The organism is Pseudomonas sp. AK181, assembly GCF_051122975.1.
Lineage (GTDB): Bacteria > Pseudomonadota > Gammaproteobacteria > Pseudomonadales > Pseudomonadaceae > Aquipseudomonas > Aquipseudomonas lactis.
The window spans coordinates 3,309,854-3,325,256 of the sequence record NZ_CP146348.1; the positions used below are offsets into that span (position 1 = coordinate 3,309,854).

Here is a 15,403-nt window from a genome sequence, read left to right on the forward strand (position 1 = left end):
TCAAACAACTATTTTTGCGTGTCATGGTTCCGTGGATCGAAAAGTTGGTTTCTCACGTTCCCGCCCCATAGCGCATAGGTGCCATCCGTGCGTCGCGCCGCAAACGAGGGATCGATGTGCACAGGTCTTGGTGGTGGTGGTGGAGGCGGGGGCGGGGGTGGCGGCCGAGGAGGAGGATCGGGCTGCTTCACATAGGGGAAACGTTTGATGGAATAAAGCTCCACCACGCAACTGCTTACATGCTCGGCCAATTCAGGCGGTATTTCTCCGGCATCTTCCATCGCCAGCGTCGCCCCCCAGACAGAAACAGCCCCTATCGTGCCACCCTGAGTGGTAATCACACCGTAAGCCCCGTTGGTGCAATACACATCACGAATCAAACTGGCCATCAGTGTTTGCCGCAGGCCCTGGCTCATGACAGCCCCATGGCTAGGATAACCATGCAGTACGATCGCCAGAGTTCTTCCATCGTCGTGACGACTCAATAAAAAGAAACTGACATCGTTGGCATACACACTGATATTGCCTTCGAGGACGATGGCGCGGGACGAAACACAAGGGTGATCCCTGGGCTTTTGTCCTTTGACGGGTAAACGCTCCGGGGTCCCGGGAACCGCGAGGAGATCTTCAGGCGATACGTTCGGGTCCGTGCTGATCTTGAATGCGTTCTCGATTTCCAGCTTCACGTTGTTGGGCAGTGGAGCACCACCATAAAGCGCTGCGCCCCACGACTCCGCCTGGCCGGAATTATTGGCCATCAAGAAAGCCCAACGATTGGCCCTGCAAAGAATGATATTCCCACGAACAGCCAAGTCTGCCGCACCGGCCGACATGGTTCCGCCCTGGCCAGGCGCCCCCCAACTGTAGGCCCGACGAGGGGTTCGAGTGATGGCACAAAATGCGTTCTCGGCGGCTATCACCGATTCAATGCCGCCCTCCTCACGAATTTTCCCGTATACGGCCGCCGGGATTACGCCGCCACCACCGGGGTTGCCCCACGCAACACAGTCACCATTGTTGTCATCAATGGCGCAGAACGACATCGCGGTTGCAACAATCCGTTTGACAAACATCGAGTTGAGTCGTGTCCTGACGTCATCGGGAATGATGCCGCCGTTGTGAGGATGCCCCCAGGCGTAAACCCTACCGCCACTGGTTCGCACGGCAAATGCATCATCTGTCGCATAAATGGCCTCGGGTTGATCCCATAACAGCGCTGATTGAATCTCATCGGGCACAGTGGAAACGGGCCTGCCCTCCGGGCCGATGGCAGCGATTCGGTTACTGGCACCCTGAGGGTTGCTATAAATGATCGCAAATGCGCTTCTAGTACTGTAGACCGACCGGATGCCTTGCAGCGGCGGAAGGGTCGCCGGAATGGTGGGCCCCCACATTAACAACTGGTTGGTACCGCCCAATGGAATGAGCGCCGCGAAACTCACCTCTGAAGAAAACAACTTGATTGCCTTGTTGTTTTTCAGAAAATTCACAATCTCAGGCGGCACCGGCAACCCCCACCCTGTTTGCCCCTCCAAATGAACATCACCCGTAGTAGGCTCGAGCAGTGCAAACACCCCACCTGTCGAAACAAACAGCCGATCCGCAGGCTCCGGAATATGGAAGGAAAAGTTACCGCGCTGCTTTAGGAAGCACCACTCATTTTCATTGTCCGATATATTCTGAAAGCCTGAGATCACTTTGTAGGTGGGTGAAAATCGCTCAACGCCTCGGCTGCCGTCAGACGCAACCGGGATAACCGAAAATTGCAAAAACTTGCCGCCATCTGCACCTGTTAATTTCAGGTCCAACTGCCCTTCTTTTTCAAGCACTTCGCCATTGAGATGCCAATAGAACTCAGATAGCCCCTCGGGGCTGCCACCATTATTGCTGTAAAGATAAAAGCCCCTCACCGTAGCACTGACATGCACGTCACCCAGAATTTGGACCTGGGTGGCTTCCGGCACAGTGTCAGTAGATTCAGCATTTATCATCATACCCTCCCAATCGCCAGGGTAGGCGAGTTCAAGGCCTTGAGGCTTGAGCCATAACGCGCCTTCCGTGACAGGCTCTTTTACAAGCCCTCAGCGATTGCCCTGGATTTACGGTTTAGTGGGATCAATATGTTCATTCGGAATAAGTGCTGTCCCTCCCCAATTAACCCATGTTCCATTGGCAACCCTGGCGGAGAAAGCACCTTGCCTACCCACATTCGGGTTATACGGGGGCATTTGTTGGATGGAGTACAGTTCTTTAATCTGGGAGCGCAAATGCGGCTGGAGCGTCACGGGTATCTGCCCTGCTTCTTGCTGAGCGTTAGTGGCGCCAAACGCGACTACAGCCCCGGTAACGCCTCCCTGATTAGTGATCATTGCATAGGCACCGTTCGTGCAATACACATCAGTGATTTGACTGGCCATCAACACTTGCCGAGTAGCCGAAGGTATCGCCCCGCCATAGCCCGCATGGCCCCATGTAATAAGATCTATCGTGATGCCACCGCTGCCCTTGCTCGACATGAAAAAACTTGAGTCATTCGTGCTCAGCGTAACTTCACCCATTTGGGTCACGAAATGGGTCAAACTGCTGCGTTTTTTGCCGACACTGTGACAGGCACATTCGATGCCGGACGCCCCCGAGGGGCCTTCGTCAACGCTGTTAACCTGTAATTTTTCGAAAACTGCTCGCACTCGCGCCTTCACATCGCTGGCTTCAAGCACCTCTCCCGCGTCCATGACCGTGAACGTCTCCTCCGACGCCCCGTCGCCCTGGGAAGTGGGTGTGTTTCCGCCCATGCCATTGACGCCCCACGCTGCTATCCGACCTCCCCGGTTGACCATGCAAAACGCATACGGGGTGCCGGCACACATCACAATATCGCCACCTGCGGCCAGGTCCTCGGCATCCTTATTCATCAACCCCCCATAGGGCCCCCCCCAACTCGTGGCTTTCGCTCTTCCACGGGTAACAACGACAAATGAGTCACGATTAGCAACGATGTGGTTTGCTCCACCGTTATCCAAGATATCGTTGATGTTTTTTGAGCTCATTACCCCACCACTGTTAGCCGGCCCCCAAGACACTACCTTGTCGACGTTAGTACTACCGGCACGGGCGGGACCAATCGCGCAAAAGGCACCTGCCGAACAAACAATTCGGGTCGTCGTTATTGCATCTAGCTCATCTCGCTTGGCCTTATCGAAGGTGCCTCCTGCGGCAGGGCTGCCCCACGCGAAAACGCGTCCCGCCTCAGTGCGAACCGCGAAAGCCGCCGCAGTACTGTAAATAGCTATAGGTTGATCAAATAAAAGAAACGTCTGAATCTCGTCTGGAACTGCCCCACCATGGGCAACGCTGCCGAATGCACCGATCCTGTTTTTACCGGCTGGCGGATTGTCATAAATCCAGACAATTGCCGCCTCATTGCAGTACACGTATTTAATATTGCTCAAGTCCAAGTCATGTGGAATGGGCCCAATATTTTGGCCCCACAGGAGCAATTGGTTGGCACTACCGACCACCGGTACCAACGCACCAAAGTCCCTGGCGGTTGAAAACATGCGCGTGGCTGGATTGTTTTTCAGGTACTGCTCTATTTCCACCGGTGGGGCACCACCAGAATCGGTGCGGCCCTTTACGAAAACACTCTGCGTGGCTCCACTCATCCAGGCAAACGCCCCGGCAGTGGAGTTTACGATACGGTCATTGGGTTCGTTTCGATATAAGGAAAACGCACCATACTGTTTGATAAAACTACTGTTGCTTTCTTCTTCCGAAATATTTTGATAACCGCTGACGATGGTTTTAACTTGCGAATACACTTCATTGCCACTGACGCCAGAAGCTGAGACTGGCGTGACGGCAAATCTCACTTCTTTACCGATCATGCTTTGCATAATAGCGAAATCCAGATTCTCCGTAAGAAACCCAGGCTCGTCGTCTACGTACCAGCGGCACAATGATTTTCCTTCTTCATGCTCGCCGCCTGTAGCGCTGTACTTGTAACTTCCCCGGATAGTCCCCCCCGGCATATTTTCGCCAATGATCGTGACATGGGTCGCTATTGGAACCGATACCGTGGATTCGCTCATGCTGCTCTCCTTAGAATAGAAAGTCCCACATCAAATGAATGCCACCGCTCAGGACGATAGCAACGTGCTAAATACCGTGAGACACAGGGTGAATCTTCTGCCAACTGGACAATTGCATTTAACTTGCTTTAGTACTCTCAGTTGGCGCCCGTTAACCCAACCTGTCTACTGTCAGAATTAACAGGTCAGCGCACCATTCGTCCGATTCGGCGAAGCCATGCCAGCCACGCCACGTGCAGGGTTAATCAACGGTTAATGCAGCAGCTTCATCTTCATTTTTTTATCTTTGGAGAAGTCCATCGTGTATTTGCACATTGCTTCGCTCACGGGCCTGCTGCTCGTTGGTGCAACGCCCGCATGCGCTGAGTCCCCCACCTACGGCCCTGAACTCCAAGGCTTCCAGTACCCCCACCCCCTCCAACACTTCGCCTTCCAATCCCAAGGCAAATCCCTGCAAATGGGCTACATGGACGTCCCCGCAACCGGCACTCCAAACGGTCGCAGCGTGGTGCTGATGCACGGCAAGAACTTCTGTGGTGCCACCTGGGAAGGTTCGATCAAGGCCCTGAGTGACGCCGGTTACCGCGTCATCGCCCCGGACCAGATCGGCTTTTGCACCTCCAGCAAGCCCGACCATTACCAGTACAGCTTCCAGCAACTGGCGACCAACACCCATCAACTGCTGGAAAAGCTCGGCATTCAAAAGGCCACGGTGATCGGCCATTCCACCGGCGGTATGCTCGCCACGCGCTATGCGCTGATGTACCCCCAGCAAACCGAACAACTGGGGCTGGTGAACCCCATTGGCCTGGAAGACTGGAAAGCCCTCGGCGTGCCCTACCAGAGCGTCGACCAGTGGTATCAGCGCGAGTTGAAGCTGAGCGCCGACGGTGTACGTAACTATGAGCGCACCACTTATTACGTGGGGCGCTGGAAACCTGAATACGAGCGCTGGGTGGACATGCTCGCCGGCCTGAACAAAGGCCCGGGGCATCTGCAGGTTGCCTGGAACTCGGCGTTGATTTACGACATGATCTTCACCCAACCGGTGTACTACGAGTTCAAGGACTTGCAGGTGCCCACCCTGCTGCTGATCGGCACCAGCGACACCACCGCCATCGGCAAAGATGTGGCGCCGCCGGCGGTCAAGGCCAAAATCGGTCATTACGAGGTACTGGGCAAGCAGGTGGCCAAGCTGATTCCCCACGCCACGTTGGTGGAGTTCCCCGGCCTTGGCCATGCGCCGCAGATGGAAGAACCTGAACAGTTTCATAAAGCCCTGTTGCAGGGGTTGAAGGCCCTTTAATTTCACCTTTTCGAGGCCCACGTGCATGTCGATACAAATAGCAGTGTTGGACGATTGGCAAAACGTGGCCAGCGAGGTGGTGGATTGGTCGACACTGGACAGCGTTGGCAAGGTGCATTTTCTCCACGACTACCCCGCCGATACCGCCACCATGATCGAGCGCTTGAAAGGGTTCGAGGTGATTTGCCTCATGCGCGAACGCTCAACCTTCGACAAAGCCCTGCTGCAAGGGCTGCCCAAGCTCAAATTGCTGGTGACCGGCGGCATGCGCAATGCCGCCATCGACCTTCCCGCAGCCAAGGCCCTGGGCATTCAGGTGTGCGGCACCGACAGCTATAAACACGCCGCCCCGGAACTGACCTGGGCGTTGATCATGGCCTCTACGCGCAACCTGCTCGCCGAAGCCAACTCGCTGCGCGCAGGTGGATGGCAGGTTGGCCTGGGCGGCGACCTGCATGGCAAGACCCTGGGCATCCTGGGGCTGGGCAGCATTGGCCAGAAAGTCGCAAAGTTCGCCCAGGTGTTTGGCATGCGGGTGATTGCCTGGAGTGAGAACCTCACGCCTGAACGTGCGGCGGAGTCGGGGGTGACCTGGGTCAGCAAGCGCGAGCTGTTTGAGCAGGCGGATATCCTGACCATCCACCTGGTGCTCAGCGAGCGCAGCCGTGGCCTGGTGGATGCGCAAGCCTTGGGCTGGATGAAACCCACCGCGCGGCTGGTGAACACCGCACGCGGGCCGATTGTGGATGAGCAGGCGCTGGTGCAAGCGTTACACAGCGGTCGCCTGGCCGGGGCGGCGCTGGACGTGTATGCCGAGGAACCGCTGCCGGCTGACCATCCGTTTCGCAGCCTGCCCACTGTGCTGGCTACGCCACACGTGGGGTATGTGAGCGAGCAGAATTACCGGCAGTTCTATCAGCAGATGATCGACGATATCCAGGCCTGGGCCAGCGGTGTGCCCATTCGCGGGCTCAGCTGACGCACCATTAAAGTGCAATCTTGGTTGCTCGCGAAAACGCCGACGATAACGCGGGCATTCTGGTTTTACGCGGCGCTCTCTGGTTTTTCGCGAGCAAGCTCGCTTCTACAGAGGCTGGGCGGCATATCGTTAAAAGTTTTTTGTCCTACAAAATCTGCATGAAAACCCAGCAGGCGCTGGGATCTGTCCTAGACTCATGACCGATGGGTCCGTTCCAAAACAAAAACCCCGCAAAAAATCTAAACTTTCGAAACCTGCCGCTGGTCAAGTTTTAGGTAAGGGCGAGCATGCGCGCTTCAGGCCGAATGCCCGCTCATCCAATCTTTTTAAGCCGACGTTACAACTGGCATACGCCTTGCCAGCTTGTATAGCGCTTGTGTGCCTGGCCGCAGGATGCGGCCACTCGGAGCCGATGGCAGCGGGCCATTAGCCAACCAACAGATGGGAGTGCATTATGATCAGTGCCGCAGTAGATACTCAGGGAGAGCGTTTTAGTCAGCCGGCAGGAGGGCCAAAGTCTTTGGCCGACCTGCCCAATACTGTGCGGCCGGTCGTGAGTCAGAATCCGAATCGAAAGAAAGTCTTGTTTGTCACCTCCGAGTTCGCGGACCTGGTGAAAACCGGTGGCCTGGGCGACGTCTCCGCTGCCCTGCCCCGCGCCATGGCCCACCTGCATGACGTACGTGTGCTGATTCCGGGTTACCCGCAAGTGATGGAAAGCGACAACCCGATTCATATCGTCGGTGAACTGGGTGGCCATGCCGCGTTGCCACCGTGCAAGATCGGGCGCATGGACCTTGCGGACGGCCTGGTCATCTACGTGCTGATCTGCCCCGAACTGTACGAGCGCGAAGGCACGCCCTACGGCGCCAACAACGGCCGCGACTGGCCGGACAACCATATCCGCTTCGCCCGCCTGGGCCTGGCCGCCGCCGACATGGCCGCCAACCTCGCGCAAATCCACTGGTGCCCAGACCTGGTGCACGCCCATGACTGGCCTGCGGGCCTGGCTCCGGCCTATATGCACTGGCGTGGGTCACGTACGCCCACCCTGTTCACCATTCATAACCTGGCCTACCAGGGTGTGGTCAGCCTGGCCTCGACACCTGAGCTGGGCATTCCGCCCCATGCTTTGCAACAGGAAGGCATGGAGTTCTACGGCAAGATGTCGTTTCTCAAGGCGGGCATGGCGTATTCCAGCCATATCACCACTGTGAGCGCCACTTACGCCCAGGAGATCACCACCCCGGAATTCGGGTGTGGCCTGGATGGTTTCCTCGCCAGCAAGACTCAACAGGGCCTGCTCAGCGGCATTCCCAACGGTATCGACGAAAGCTGGGAGACCTCCACCGACACGCACCTGATCCACAACTTCAATATCGGCGACTGGGAAGGCAAGGCCATCAACGCCGCCCATGTGCGCGAGCTGTTTGAGCTGCAGCCATCCAGTGGCCCGCTGTTCGCGGTGGTCTCGCGCCTGGTCTACCAGAAAGGCCTGGACCTCACCGAAGCCGTCGCCAGTTTCATCGTCGAAAACGGCGGCCAGATTGCGATCATCGGCCGAGGCGAGCCGGAAGAAGAACAGGCCATGCGCGAATTGGCACTGCGCTTCCCGGGCCAGGTGGGCGTGCGCATCGGCTTCAACGAGACCGATGCCCGTCGCATGTTCGCGGGCAGCGATTTTCTGCTGATGCCGTCGCGCTATGAGCCGTGCGGCCTGAGCCAGATGTATGCGCAACGTTTCGGCTCATTGCCAGTGGCGCGTAACACCGGCGGGCTGGCGGACACCATTGAGGATGGCGTCACCGGGTTCCTGTTCAATGAGTCAACCGTGCAAAGCTACGAAGAGGCGCTGCGCCGCGCCTTCAAGGTGTTTGCCTTCCCCGGTCTGCTCAATGCCATGCGCAGCCGTGCCATGACCCAGCCGTTCAACTGGTGCCAGGCGGTGGAACCCTACGCCGAACTCTACGAACAACTGGTGGCCAAGGCCCTGGGGAAATCGAACAAATAGCGATTGGAACAACTAAGGGAGGTCTTCATAGATGCCGTTACGGACTCTGGAAACCTGGCCCCACGGCGCAATCATGCTGGACGCGCACCGCACGCGCTTTGCGTTATGGGCGCCAGATGCATTTTATGTCAGCGTTGAATTGGAACAGGGTAAAACCATCGTCATGCTGCCCCAGGCCGGTGGTTGGTTCGAAGTCGAAGTCGCGTGCCCTGCCGGCACGCTTTACCGCTTTAATATCGATGGCGAAAACACGGTGCCCGACCCTGCTTCCAGGGCCCAGGCGCTGGATGTGCATGGCTGGAGCCGAGTAGTCGACCCCCTCGCCTATCAATGGCGACACAGCCAGTGGCAAGGCCGCCCCTGGCACACGGCGGTGATCTACGAGCTTCACGTCGGTGCCATGGGCGGCTACGCTGGCGTCGAGAAACACCTGCCACGCCTGGCCGAGCTGGGCGTCACCGCCATTGAGTTAATGCCTCTGGCGCAATTTCCCGGCGAACGCAATTGGGGCTATGACGGCGTGCTGCCCTACGCGCCCCACGCCACCTATGGCACGCCTGAGCAACTCAAGCAACTGATCGACAGTGCCCATGGCCACGGCTTGGCCGTGATCCTTGATGTGGTCTACAACCACTTCGGCCCCGACGGCAATTACCTCGGCCAGTACGCCCAGGGTTTCTTCCAGGAAGACGTGCACACGCCCTGGGGCGCCGGCATTGATTTCGAGCGCCGTGAGGTGCGGGATTTCTTCCTCGATAACGCCTTGATGTGGCTGCTAGAATACCGCTTCGACGGCCTACGCCTGGATGCCGTTCACGCCATCGACAACCCTGGGTTTCTGCAGGAACTGGCGCAACGGGTACGCCAGCAGGTGGACGGCGGACGCCACGTGTGGCTGATGCTGGAAAACGAGCTGAACCAGGCCAGCCTGTTGCAGCACGATTTTGACGCGCAATGGAATGATGACTTTCATAACGTGCTGCATGTGCTGCTCACTGGTGAAACCGACGCCTATTACAGCGACTTTGCCGAGCAGCCCACCGCCAAGCTGGCGCGCTGCCTGGCCGAGGGGTTCATCTACCAGGGCGAGACCACACGCCATGGCCATGCCCGCGGCGAACCCAGTGCGGATCTGCCCCCCAGCGCCTTCGTCGCATTCCTGCAGAACCACGACCAGGTCGGCAACCGCGCCCTGGGCGAACGCCTGCACCAGCTGTGTTCGCCCGAGGCGCTGAAAGCGGCGACTGCCCTGCTGTTGCTGTGCCCCATGATCCCGATGCTGTTCATGGGCGACGAGGTAAATGCCGCCGAGCCCTTCCTGTTTTTCACCGACCATCATGGCGAACTGGCCGAGGCCGTGCGTGAAGGCCGGCGCAGTGAATTTGCCGACTTCGCGGCGTTTCACGACCCCGAGCAACGCCAGCGTATCCCCGACCCCAACGCGCTACAAACCTTTTTGCAATCGATGCCCTCCTTCGTCGAAAACGACCACACCCAGCTCTACCGCCACCTGCTGAGCCTGCGTCACGCGCACGTGGTGCCGCACTTGCCCGGCACCGTGGCGCTCGGCGCTCACGTGCTGGCCGACCGCGCCGTCACCGCGCGCTGGCGCCTGGGCAACGGCCGTGTGCTGCAGATCGACCTGAACCTGAGTGAGCAGCCCCTGGACCATCCGGCGCCCCAGCCGATTATTTTCCAAACGCCTGCCGAGCAAGGTGCGCACTTACCGCCCTTGAGCGCACGCGTTTGCTTATCCCCTGTTGGAGAAATGCTTTGAGCGAAGCGAACCTGGAAATTCTCGCCAGCCGCGCAGGCCTGGCCGTCGATTGGATCGATGCCAACGGTCGCCCGCAGCATGTAAAGCCTGACGCCCTGCGCGCCGTCCTCAAAGGCCTTGGGCACCCGGCCGACAGCGATGCCGAGATCGACGCCAGCCTGCGGCAACTTGAGCAGGCGCAGCAAGACACCCACCTGCCGCCCTTGATGACCACCGACAGCGGCGCGGGCCTGGACCTGGCGCGTTACTTCGCCCCGGACACCCCGTGCCGCGTCAGCCTGGAGGGCGGCGAAACCCTGGAGCTGCGTCTGGACGGCGAAGCCGTGCTGCCCGGCGTCATTGCCCTCGGCTACCACCAGGTGCATATCGACGGGCAAACCTTCACCCTGGCCGTCGCGCCCAGCCACTGCTACAGCGTGGCCGACGCGGTCGACAGCCAACCCGCTCGCGCCTGGGGCCTGAGCGCCCAGCTCTACGCCTTGCGCCGTCTCGGCGATGGCGGTTTTGGCGACACCCTGGCCCTGGAACACCTGGTGCGTTCCGCCGCCGAGCGCGGCGCCGACGCCGTGGCAATCAGCCCGATGCACGCGATGTTCAGCGCCGACACTGAGCGCTTCAGCCCGTATTCACCCTCCAGCCGCCTGTTCCTTAACAGCCTGTATGCCTCGCCGGCGTGCATCCTTGGTGAACGTGAGGTGCGTAACGCCATCGAGGCTGCCGGCTTGGCCGATGAGCTGCATGCCCTGGAAAAGCTCACGCTGATCGACTGGCCGGCCGCCGCCAAGGCCAAGCAACGCCTGCTGCGTACGCTGTATGAAGACTTCCGCCACGGCGCGCATCCCCAGCACGCCGACTTTCAAAGCTTCCGCCAGGCTGGTGGCGAAGCCCTGGAAAACCACTGCCGCTTCGAAGCCATACAGGCCCAGCGTGCTGCCGCCGGTGAGGACCTGGACTGGCGCCAATGGCCCGAAGCCTGGCGCACGCCGCACAGCCCGGCCCTGGCGCAGTTCGCCGAAGACAACCGCGATGAAATCGGCTATTTCGCCTTCACCCAGTGGCTGATCGCCCGCAGCCTTGAGCGCGCGCAGCAGGCCGCCCGTGGCAGCGGCATGGGCATCGGCCTGATCGCCGACCTGGCGGTGGGTGCCGACGGTGGCGGCAGCCAGGCCTGGAGCCGTCAGGATGAACTGCTGGCCGACCTCACCGTGGGCGCGCCACCGGACATTCTCAATCGCGCAGGCCAAGGCTGGGGCATCTCGGCCTTTTCCCCCGAAGGCCTCAAGCGCAATGGCTTTCGCGCCTTTATCGAAATGCTGCGAGCCAACTTCGCCCATGCCGGCGGCTTGCGCATCGACCATGTGATGGGCTTGCAACGCCTGTGGGTGATCCCCTTGGGCGCATCACCTCGCGAAGGTGCCTACTTGTATTACCCGGTGGACGACCTGCTGCGTTTGCTCGCCCTGGAATCGCACCGCCACCAGGCCATCGTCCTCGGTGAAGACCTGGGCACCGTGCCCGACGGCCTGCGCGAAAAGCTCAGCGCCCGCTCGATCCTGGGCATGCGTGTGCTGCTGTTCGAACAGAACCATGACGGCCAGTTCAAGCCCATCCTCGATTGGCCCGACAACGCCTTGGCCACCACCAGTACCCACGACTTGCCGACCCTCAATGGCTGGTGGCACAGCCGCGATATCGAATGGAATATCCAGCTAGGCCTGATCGACGCGCCCACTGTGGACCAATGGAGCGAACACCGCCTGCGCGAACGCCAGGCACTGCGCCAGGCCTTGAGCCAGGACCCGCAGAACTTCATTGATGAGATCCGCAACGACACCGACCATATGATCGACGCCAGCGTGCGTTACCTGGGCCACACCCGCGCGCCCCTGGTGTTGTTGCCCCTGGAAGATGCACTGGGTATCGAGGAGCAAGCCAACCTGCCAGGTACCCTCGACACCCACCCCAATTGGCGCCGCCGCTTGCCCGGCGAAGCCGCCAGCCTGCTCGACAATGACAGCGCCGCGCGCCGCCTCGAGCTGCTGGCCGTGGCGCGCAACCAAGCCTATGAGCGTGACCGATGAACGCACTGCCCCTGCGCGCCACCCAGCGCCTGCAATTTCATAAAGGTTTTACCCTTGACGACGCGGTGCCGCTGGTGCCGTATTTCGCCCAACTGGGCATCAGCCATCTGTATGCCTCACCGCTGTTAAGCGCCCGCGCCGGCTCCATGCACGGCTACGATGTGGTCGACCCGACCCGCGTCAACCCGGAGCTGGGGGGCGAAGCGGCGTTGCGTCGCCTAGTCGCCACGCTGCGTGAACACGACATGGGCTTGATCCTCGATATCGTCTCCAACCATATGGCCGTGGGCGGCGCAGATAACCCTTGGTGGCTGGACCTGCTGGAGTGGGGCCGCCTGAGCCCCTACAGCGAGTTCTTCGACATCCAGTGGCATTCCCCCGACCCGCTGCTCAAGGGCCAGTTGCTGATGCCCTTCCTCGGCAGCGATTACGGCGAAGCCTTGCAGAATGGCACCTTGGCGCTCAAGTTCGATGCCGCCCAGGGGAGTTTCTACGTCGAGCATTACGAGCATCGCTTTCCGATTTGCCCCAGGGACTACGGCCTGATCCTGGGCAGCGATGAGTTACTCAAACCGCTGGCCGAACGTTTCGCCGCCCTCGCCTACCAGCATGACGCCTACGCCGAAGCCGCCACGCTCAAACAAGCCCTGGCCGAACGCGCCAGCGAGCTGCTACCAACTATTGAACAACGCCTGGCCGCATTCGACAGTCGCCAGCCCGAGGGCTTCGAGCGCCTGCATCACCTGCTTGAGCAACAGACCTATCGCCTGGCCAGTTGGCGCACCGCCGCGGACGACATCAACTGGCGGCGCTTCTTCGACGTCAATGAGTTGGGCGGCCTGCGTGTCGAGCGCGCGGCGGTGTTCGAAGCCACCCATGGCAAGATTTTCGAGCTGATCAGCGCGGGGCTGGTCGACGGCCTGCGCATCGACCACATCGACGGCCTCGCCGACCCACGTGGCTATTGCCGCAAATTGCGTCGGCGGGTGGATGCGCTGTCACCCCAGCGCCACTTGCCGATCTTTGTCGAAAAGATCCTTGGCGAAGGCGAAACCCTGCGCGAAGACTGGCAGGTGGACGGCACCACCGGCTACGAGTTCATGAACCAGCTGTCATTGCTGCAACACCACCCCGAGGGTTTTGCGCCGCTGGCCGAGATGTGGACGCGTTACAGCGAACGTCCTTCAGCCTTCGGCGAAGAAGCGCGGCTGGCGCGCCAGCAGATCCTCAATGGCTCGTTGGGTGGCGACTTCGAAAGCGTGGCCCAGGCCCTGCTGCAAGTGGCCCGCGATAACGTGATGACCCGCGACCTGACCCTGGGCGCCATTCGCCGTGCCTTGCAGGAACTGATCGTGCATTTCCCGGTGTACCGCACCTATATCAGCGCCAAGGGCCGCAGTGCGGACGATAACAAGGTGTTCCAGCAGGCCATGGAGGGTGCGCGCAGCACCCTCAACGAAGGCGACTGGCCGGTGCTCGACCACCTGGAGCAATGGCTGGGTGGCCAGCCCTGGCGCAATCGCCCGGTGGGCCGCGCGCGCAAGATGCTCAAGCATGCCTGCGTGCGCTTCCAGCAACTGACCTCGCCTGCCGCCGCCAAAGCCGTGGAAGACACCGCGTTCTATCGTTCGGCGGTGCTGTTGTCGCGTAACGATGTGGGCTTCAGTACCGAGCAATTCAGTGCGCCGCTTACAGACTTCCATGCAGCCAATCAACAGCGCCTGAAGACCTTCCCTGACAACCTGCTGGCCACCGCTACCCATGACCACAAACGCGGCGAAGACACCCGCGCGCGCCTGGCGGTGCTCAGCGAGTGCGCCTCCTGGTATGCCGAACAGGTCGAGCACTGGCGCCGCCTGGCCGAGCCCTTGCGCGAGAGCGCCGAGAGCCCCTCGGCGGGGGATGAGCTGATTCTTTATCAGGTGCTGCTGGGCAGTTGGCCGCTGGGGCCCAACCCCGATCTGGAGGCTTACCAGCAACGCCTGTGGCAGTGGCAGCAAAAAGCCCTGCGCGAGGCCAAGTTGCAGAGCAGTTGGAGCGCGCCCAACGACGCCTATGAACAGGCAGTGGAAGGGTTCCTCAAGCGCCTGCTGCTCAGTGAGGCCGGTGCGCCGCTGCGCAGTGCCTTGGACAGTGCTGCGCAGGCCATCGCCCCCGCCGGCGCCCTGAATGGGCTGGCGCAAACCTTGCTTCATCTGACCGTGCCGGGTGTGCCGGATATTTACCAGGGCGATGAGTTTTGGGACTTCAGCCTGGTCGACCCGGACAACCGTCGCCCGGTGGACTTCGCTGCGCGGCAACGTGCATTGCAGGCACCACCGGACATCGGCGAACTGTTGTTCAACTGGCGCGACGGGCGTATCAAACAGGCAGTGATCGCCCAGGTGCTGGGCCTGCGTAAAGCCTGCCCCGAGCTGCTGCGCCATGGCAGCTATACACCGCTGCAAGTGCTGGGCCAGCACGCTGAGCGCGTGGTTGCGTTTTACCGTGAACATCAGGGCAAGCAGTTGCTGGTGGTGGTGCCGCGCTGGTCTTATCCGTTGCTTGAAAACGGGATGTTTCCCCAGATCAATGCGCAGGTTTGGGGCGATACGCGGGTGAAATTACCGTTCGCCGCCCCTGCACAAAACTGGAAGGGACTTTTTCAAACGGGCGTAGTCACACCCAACAAGGAGCTGTTGATCAGCGCTGCCCTGGGGGATCTCCCGGTCAATGTCTTTATCAATCCTGATAATCAAGAAAGCTGAAAATTTTCTGTGAGGAGTTTGTGATGAGTAAAGAAGACAAACGCATTCGCGAACTGGCGCATCAGATCTGGGAGTCTGAAGGCAAGCCCGATGGCGCCCATGATCGCCACTGGGAAATGGCGCGCAAGCTGGCCGAAGCCGAGGCGCTGACGCCAAGCAAGCCTAAACCTGCCGCCAAGCCGAAAACCGCGCCCAAGGCTGCGGCCAAGCCCAAGCCGGCTGCGCCTGCCGTCGCCAAGCCTGCGGCAAAGAAACCCGCCGCCCCGAAGAAGCCCAAACCGCCCGCCCCATGATTTCTCGGGCCTGCAGCACGCAATGCGCGCTGCAGGCCCTTTTCCGTCCATGTCATGCGCTGAAGCACCGTCAGTACGGCGGCGTTCGGCCCGAAAAAAGACCCCTTGCAGGAGCAACTCG

General features: G+C 60.1%; 9 protein-coding genes. 7 read left to right on the forward strand and 2 right to left on the reverse strand.

The annotated features are described in order from the left end of the window. Positions 1-8: 8 nt before the first annotated feature. Positions 9-1,991 (reverse strand): hypothetical protein, encoded by a 1,983-nt coding sequence (locus V8689_RS15145; protein WP_150073077.1) that lies wholly within the window; start codon positions 1,989-1,991, stop codon positions 9-11. Between the two features lie 108 nt (positions 1,992-2,099). Next, positions 2,100-4,088: a hypothetical protein gene (locus V8689_RS15150; protein ID WP_056783550.1), complete on the reverse strand. Its 1,989-nt coding sequence runs from the start codon at positions 4,086-4,088 to the stop codon at positions 2,100-2,102. A gap of 301 nt (positions 4,089-4,389) precedes the next feature. On the opposite strand from V8689_RS15150, the gene V8689_RS15155 reads away from it, so the two are divergent. From V8689_RS15155 to V8689_RS15185, 7 genes are all read left to right on the forward strand, one after another. Further along, a complete protein-coding gene (locus V8689_RS15155; protein ID WP_397388081.1) occupies positions 4,390-5,394 on the forward strand; it encodes an alpha/beta fold hydrolase in 1,005 nt (334 codons plus the stop codon). A gap of 25 nt (positions 5,395-5,419) precedes the next feature. Continuing rightward, positions 5,420-6,373: a D-2-hydroxyacid dehydrogenase family protein gene (locus V8689_RS15160; RefSeq protein WP_056783553.1), complete on the forward strand. Its 954-nt coding sequence runs from the start codon at positions 5,420-5,422 to the stop codon at positions 6,371-6,373. Between the two features lie 454 nt (positions 6,374-6,827). After that, positions 6,828-8,384 (forward strand): glycogen synthase GlgA, encoded by a 1,557-nt coding sequence (gene glgA / locus V8689_RS15165; protein ID WP_078467083.1) that lies wholly within the window; start codon positions 6,828-6,830, stop codon positions 8,382-8,384. 31 nt (positions 8,385-8,415) lie between these two features. Next, the gene (treZ, locus tag V8689_RS15170; protein ID WP_056783556.1) at positions 8,416-10,161 is read left to right on the forward strand and encodes a malto-oligosyltrehalose trehalohydrolase; all 1,746 of its coding nucleotides are present in this window, start codon (positions 8,416-8,418) and stop codon (positions 10,159-10,161) included. Beyond that, the gene (gene malQ, locus V8689_RS15175; RefSeq protein ID WP_060766398.1) at positions 10,158-12,242 is read left to right on the forward strand and encodes a 4-alpha-glucanotransferase; all 2,085 of its coding nucleotides are present in this window, start codon (positions 10,158-10,160) and stop codon (positions 12,240-12,242) included. Before treZ ends, malQ begins: the two co-directional genes overlap by 4 nt. Further along, positions 12,239-14,989, forward strand: a complete 2,751-nt coding sequence (locus V8689_RS15180) for a malto-oligosyltrehalose synthase (protein WP_056783562.1) — start codon at positions 12,239-12,241, stop codon at positions 14,987-14,989. Before malQ ends, V8689_RS15180 begins: the two co-directional genes overlap by 4 nt. Positions 14,990-15,012: 23 nt before the next feature. Next, on the forward strand, positions 15,013-15,282 hold the full coding sequence (locus tag V8689_RS15185) for a DUF2934 domain-containing protein (protein ID WP_056783565.1): 270 nt from the start codon (positions 15,013-15,015) through the stop codon (positions 15,280-15,282). Positions 15,283-15,403 lie beyond the last annotated feature (121 nt).

What these genes read in the sequence shown, in the direction of transcription:
- glgA (WP_078467083.1), top strand. Translation starts at nt 6,828, where the DNA reads ATGATCAGTGCCGCAGTAGATACTCAGGGAGAGCGTTTTAGTCAGCCG.
- V8689_RS15160 (WP_056783553.1), top strand. Translation starts at nt 5,420, where the DNA reads ATGTCGATACAAATAGCAGTGTTGGACGATTGGCAAAACGTGGCCAGC.
- V8689_RS15145 (WP_150073077.1), bottom strand. Translation starts at nt 1,991, where the DNA reads ATGATAAATGCTGAATCTACTGACACTGTGCCGGAAGCCACCCAGGTC.
- treZ (WP_056783556.1), top strand. Translation starts at nt 8,416, where the DNA reads ATGCCGTTACGGACTCTGGAAACCTGGCCCCACGGCGCAATCATGCTG.
- V8689_RS15185 (WP_056783565.1), top strand. Translation starts at nt 15,013, where the DNA reads ATGAGTAAAGAAGACAAACGCATTCGCGAACTGGCGCATCAGATCTGG.
- V8689_RS15180 (WP_056783562.1), top strand. Translation starts at nt 12,239, where the DNA reads ATGAACGCACTGCCCCTGCGCGCCACCCAGCGCCTGCAATTTCATAAA.
- V8689_RS15150 (WP_056783550.1), bottom strand. Translation starts at nt 4,088, where the DNA reads ATGAGCGAATCCACGGTATCGGTTCCAATAGCGACCCATGTCACGATC.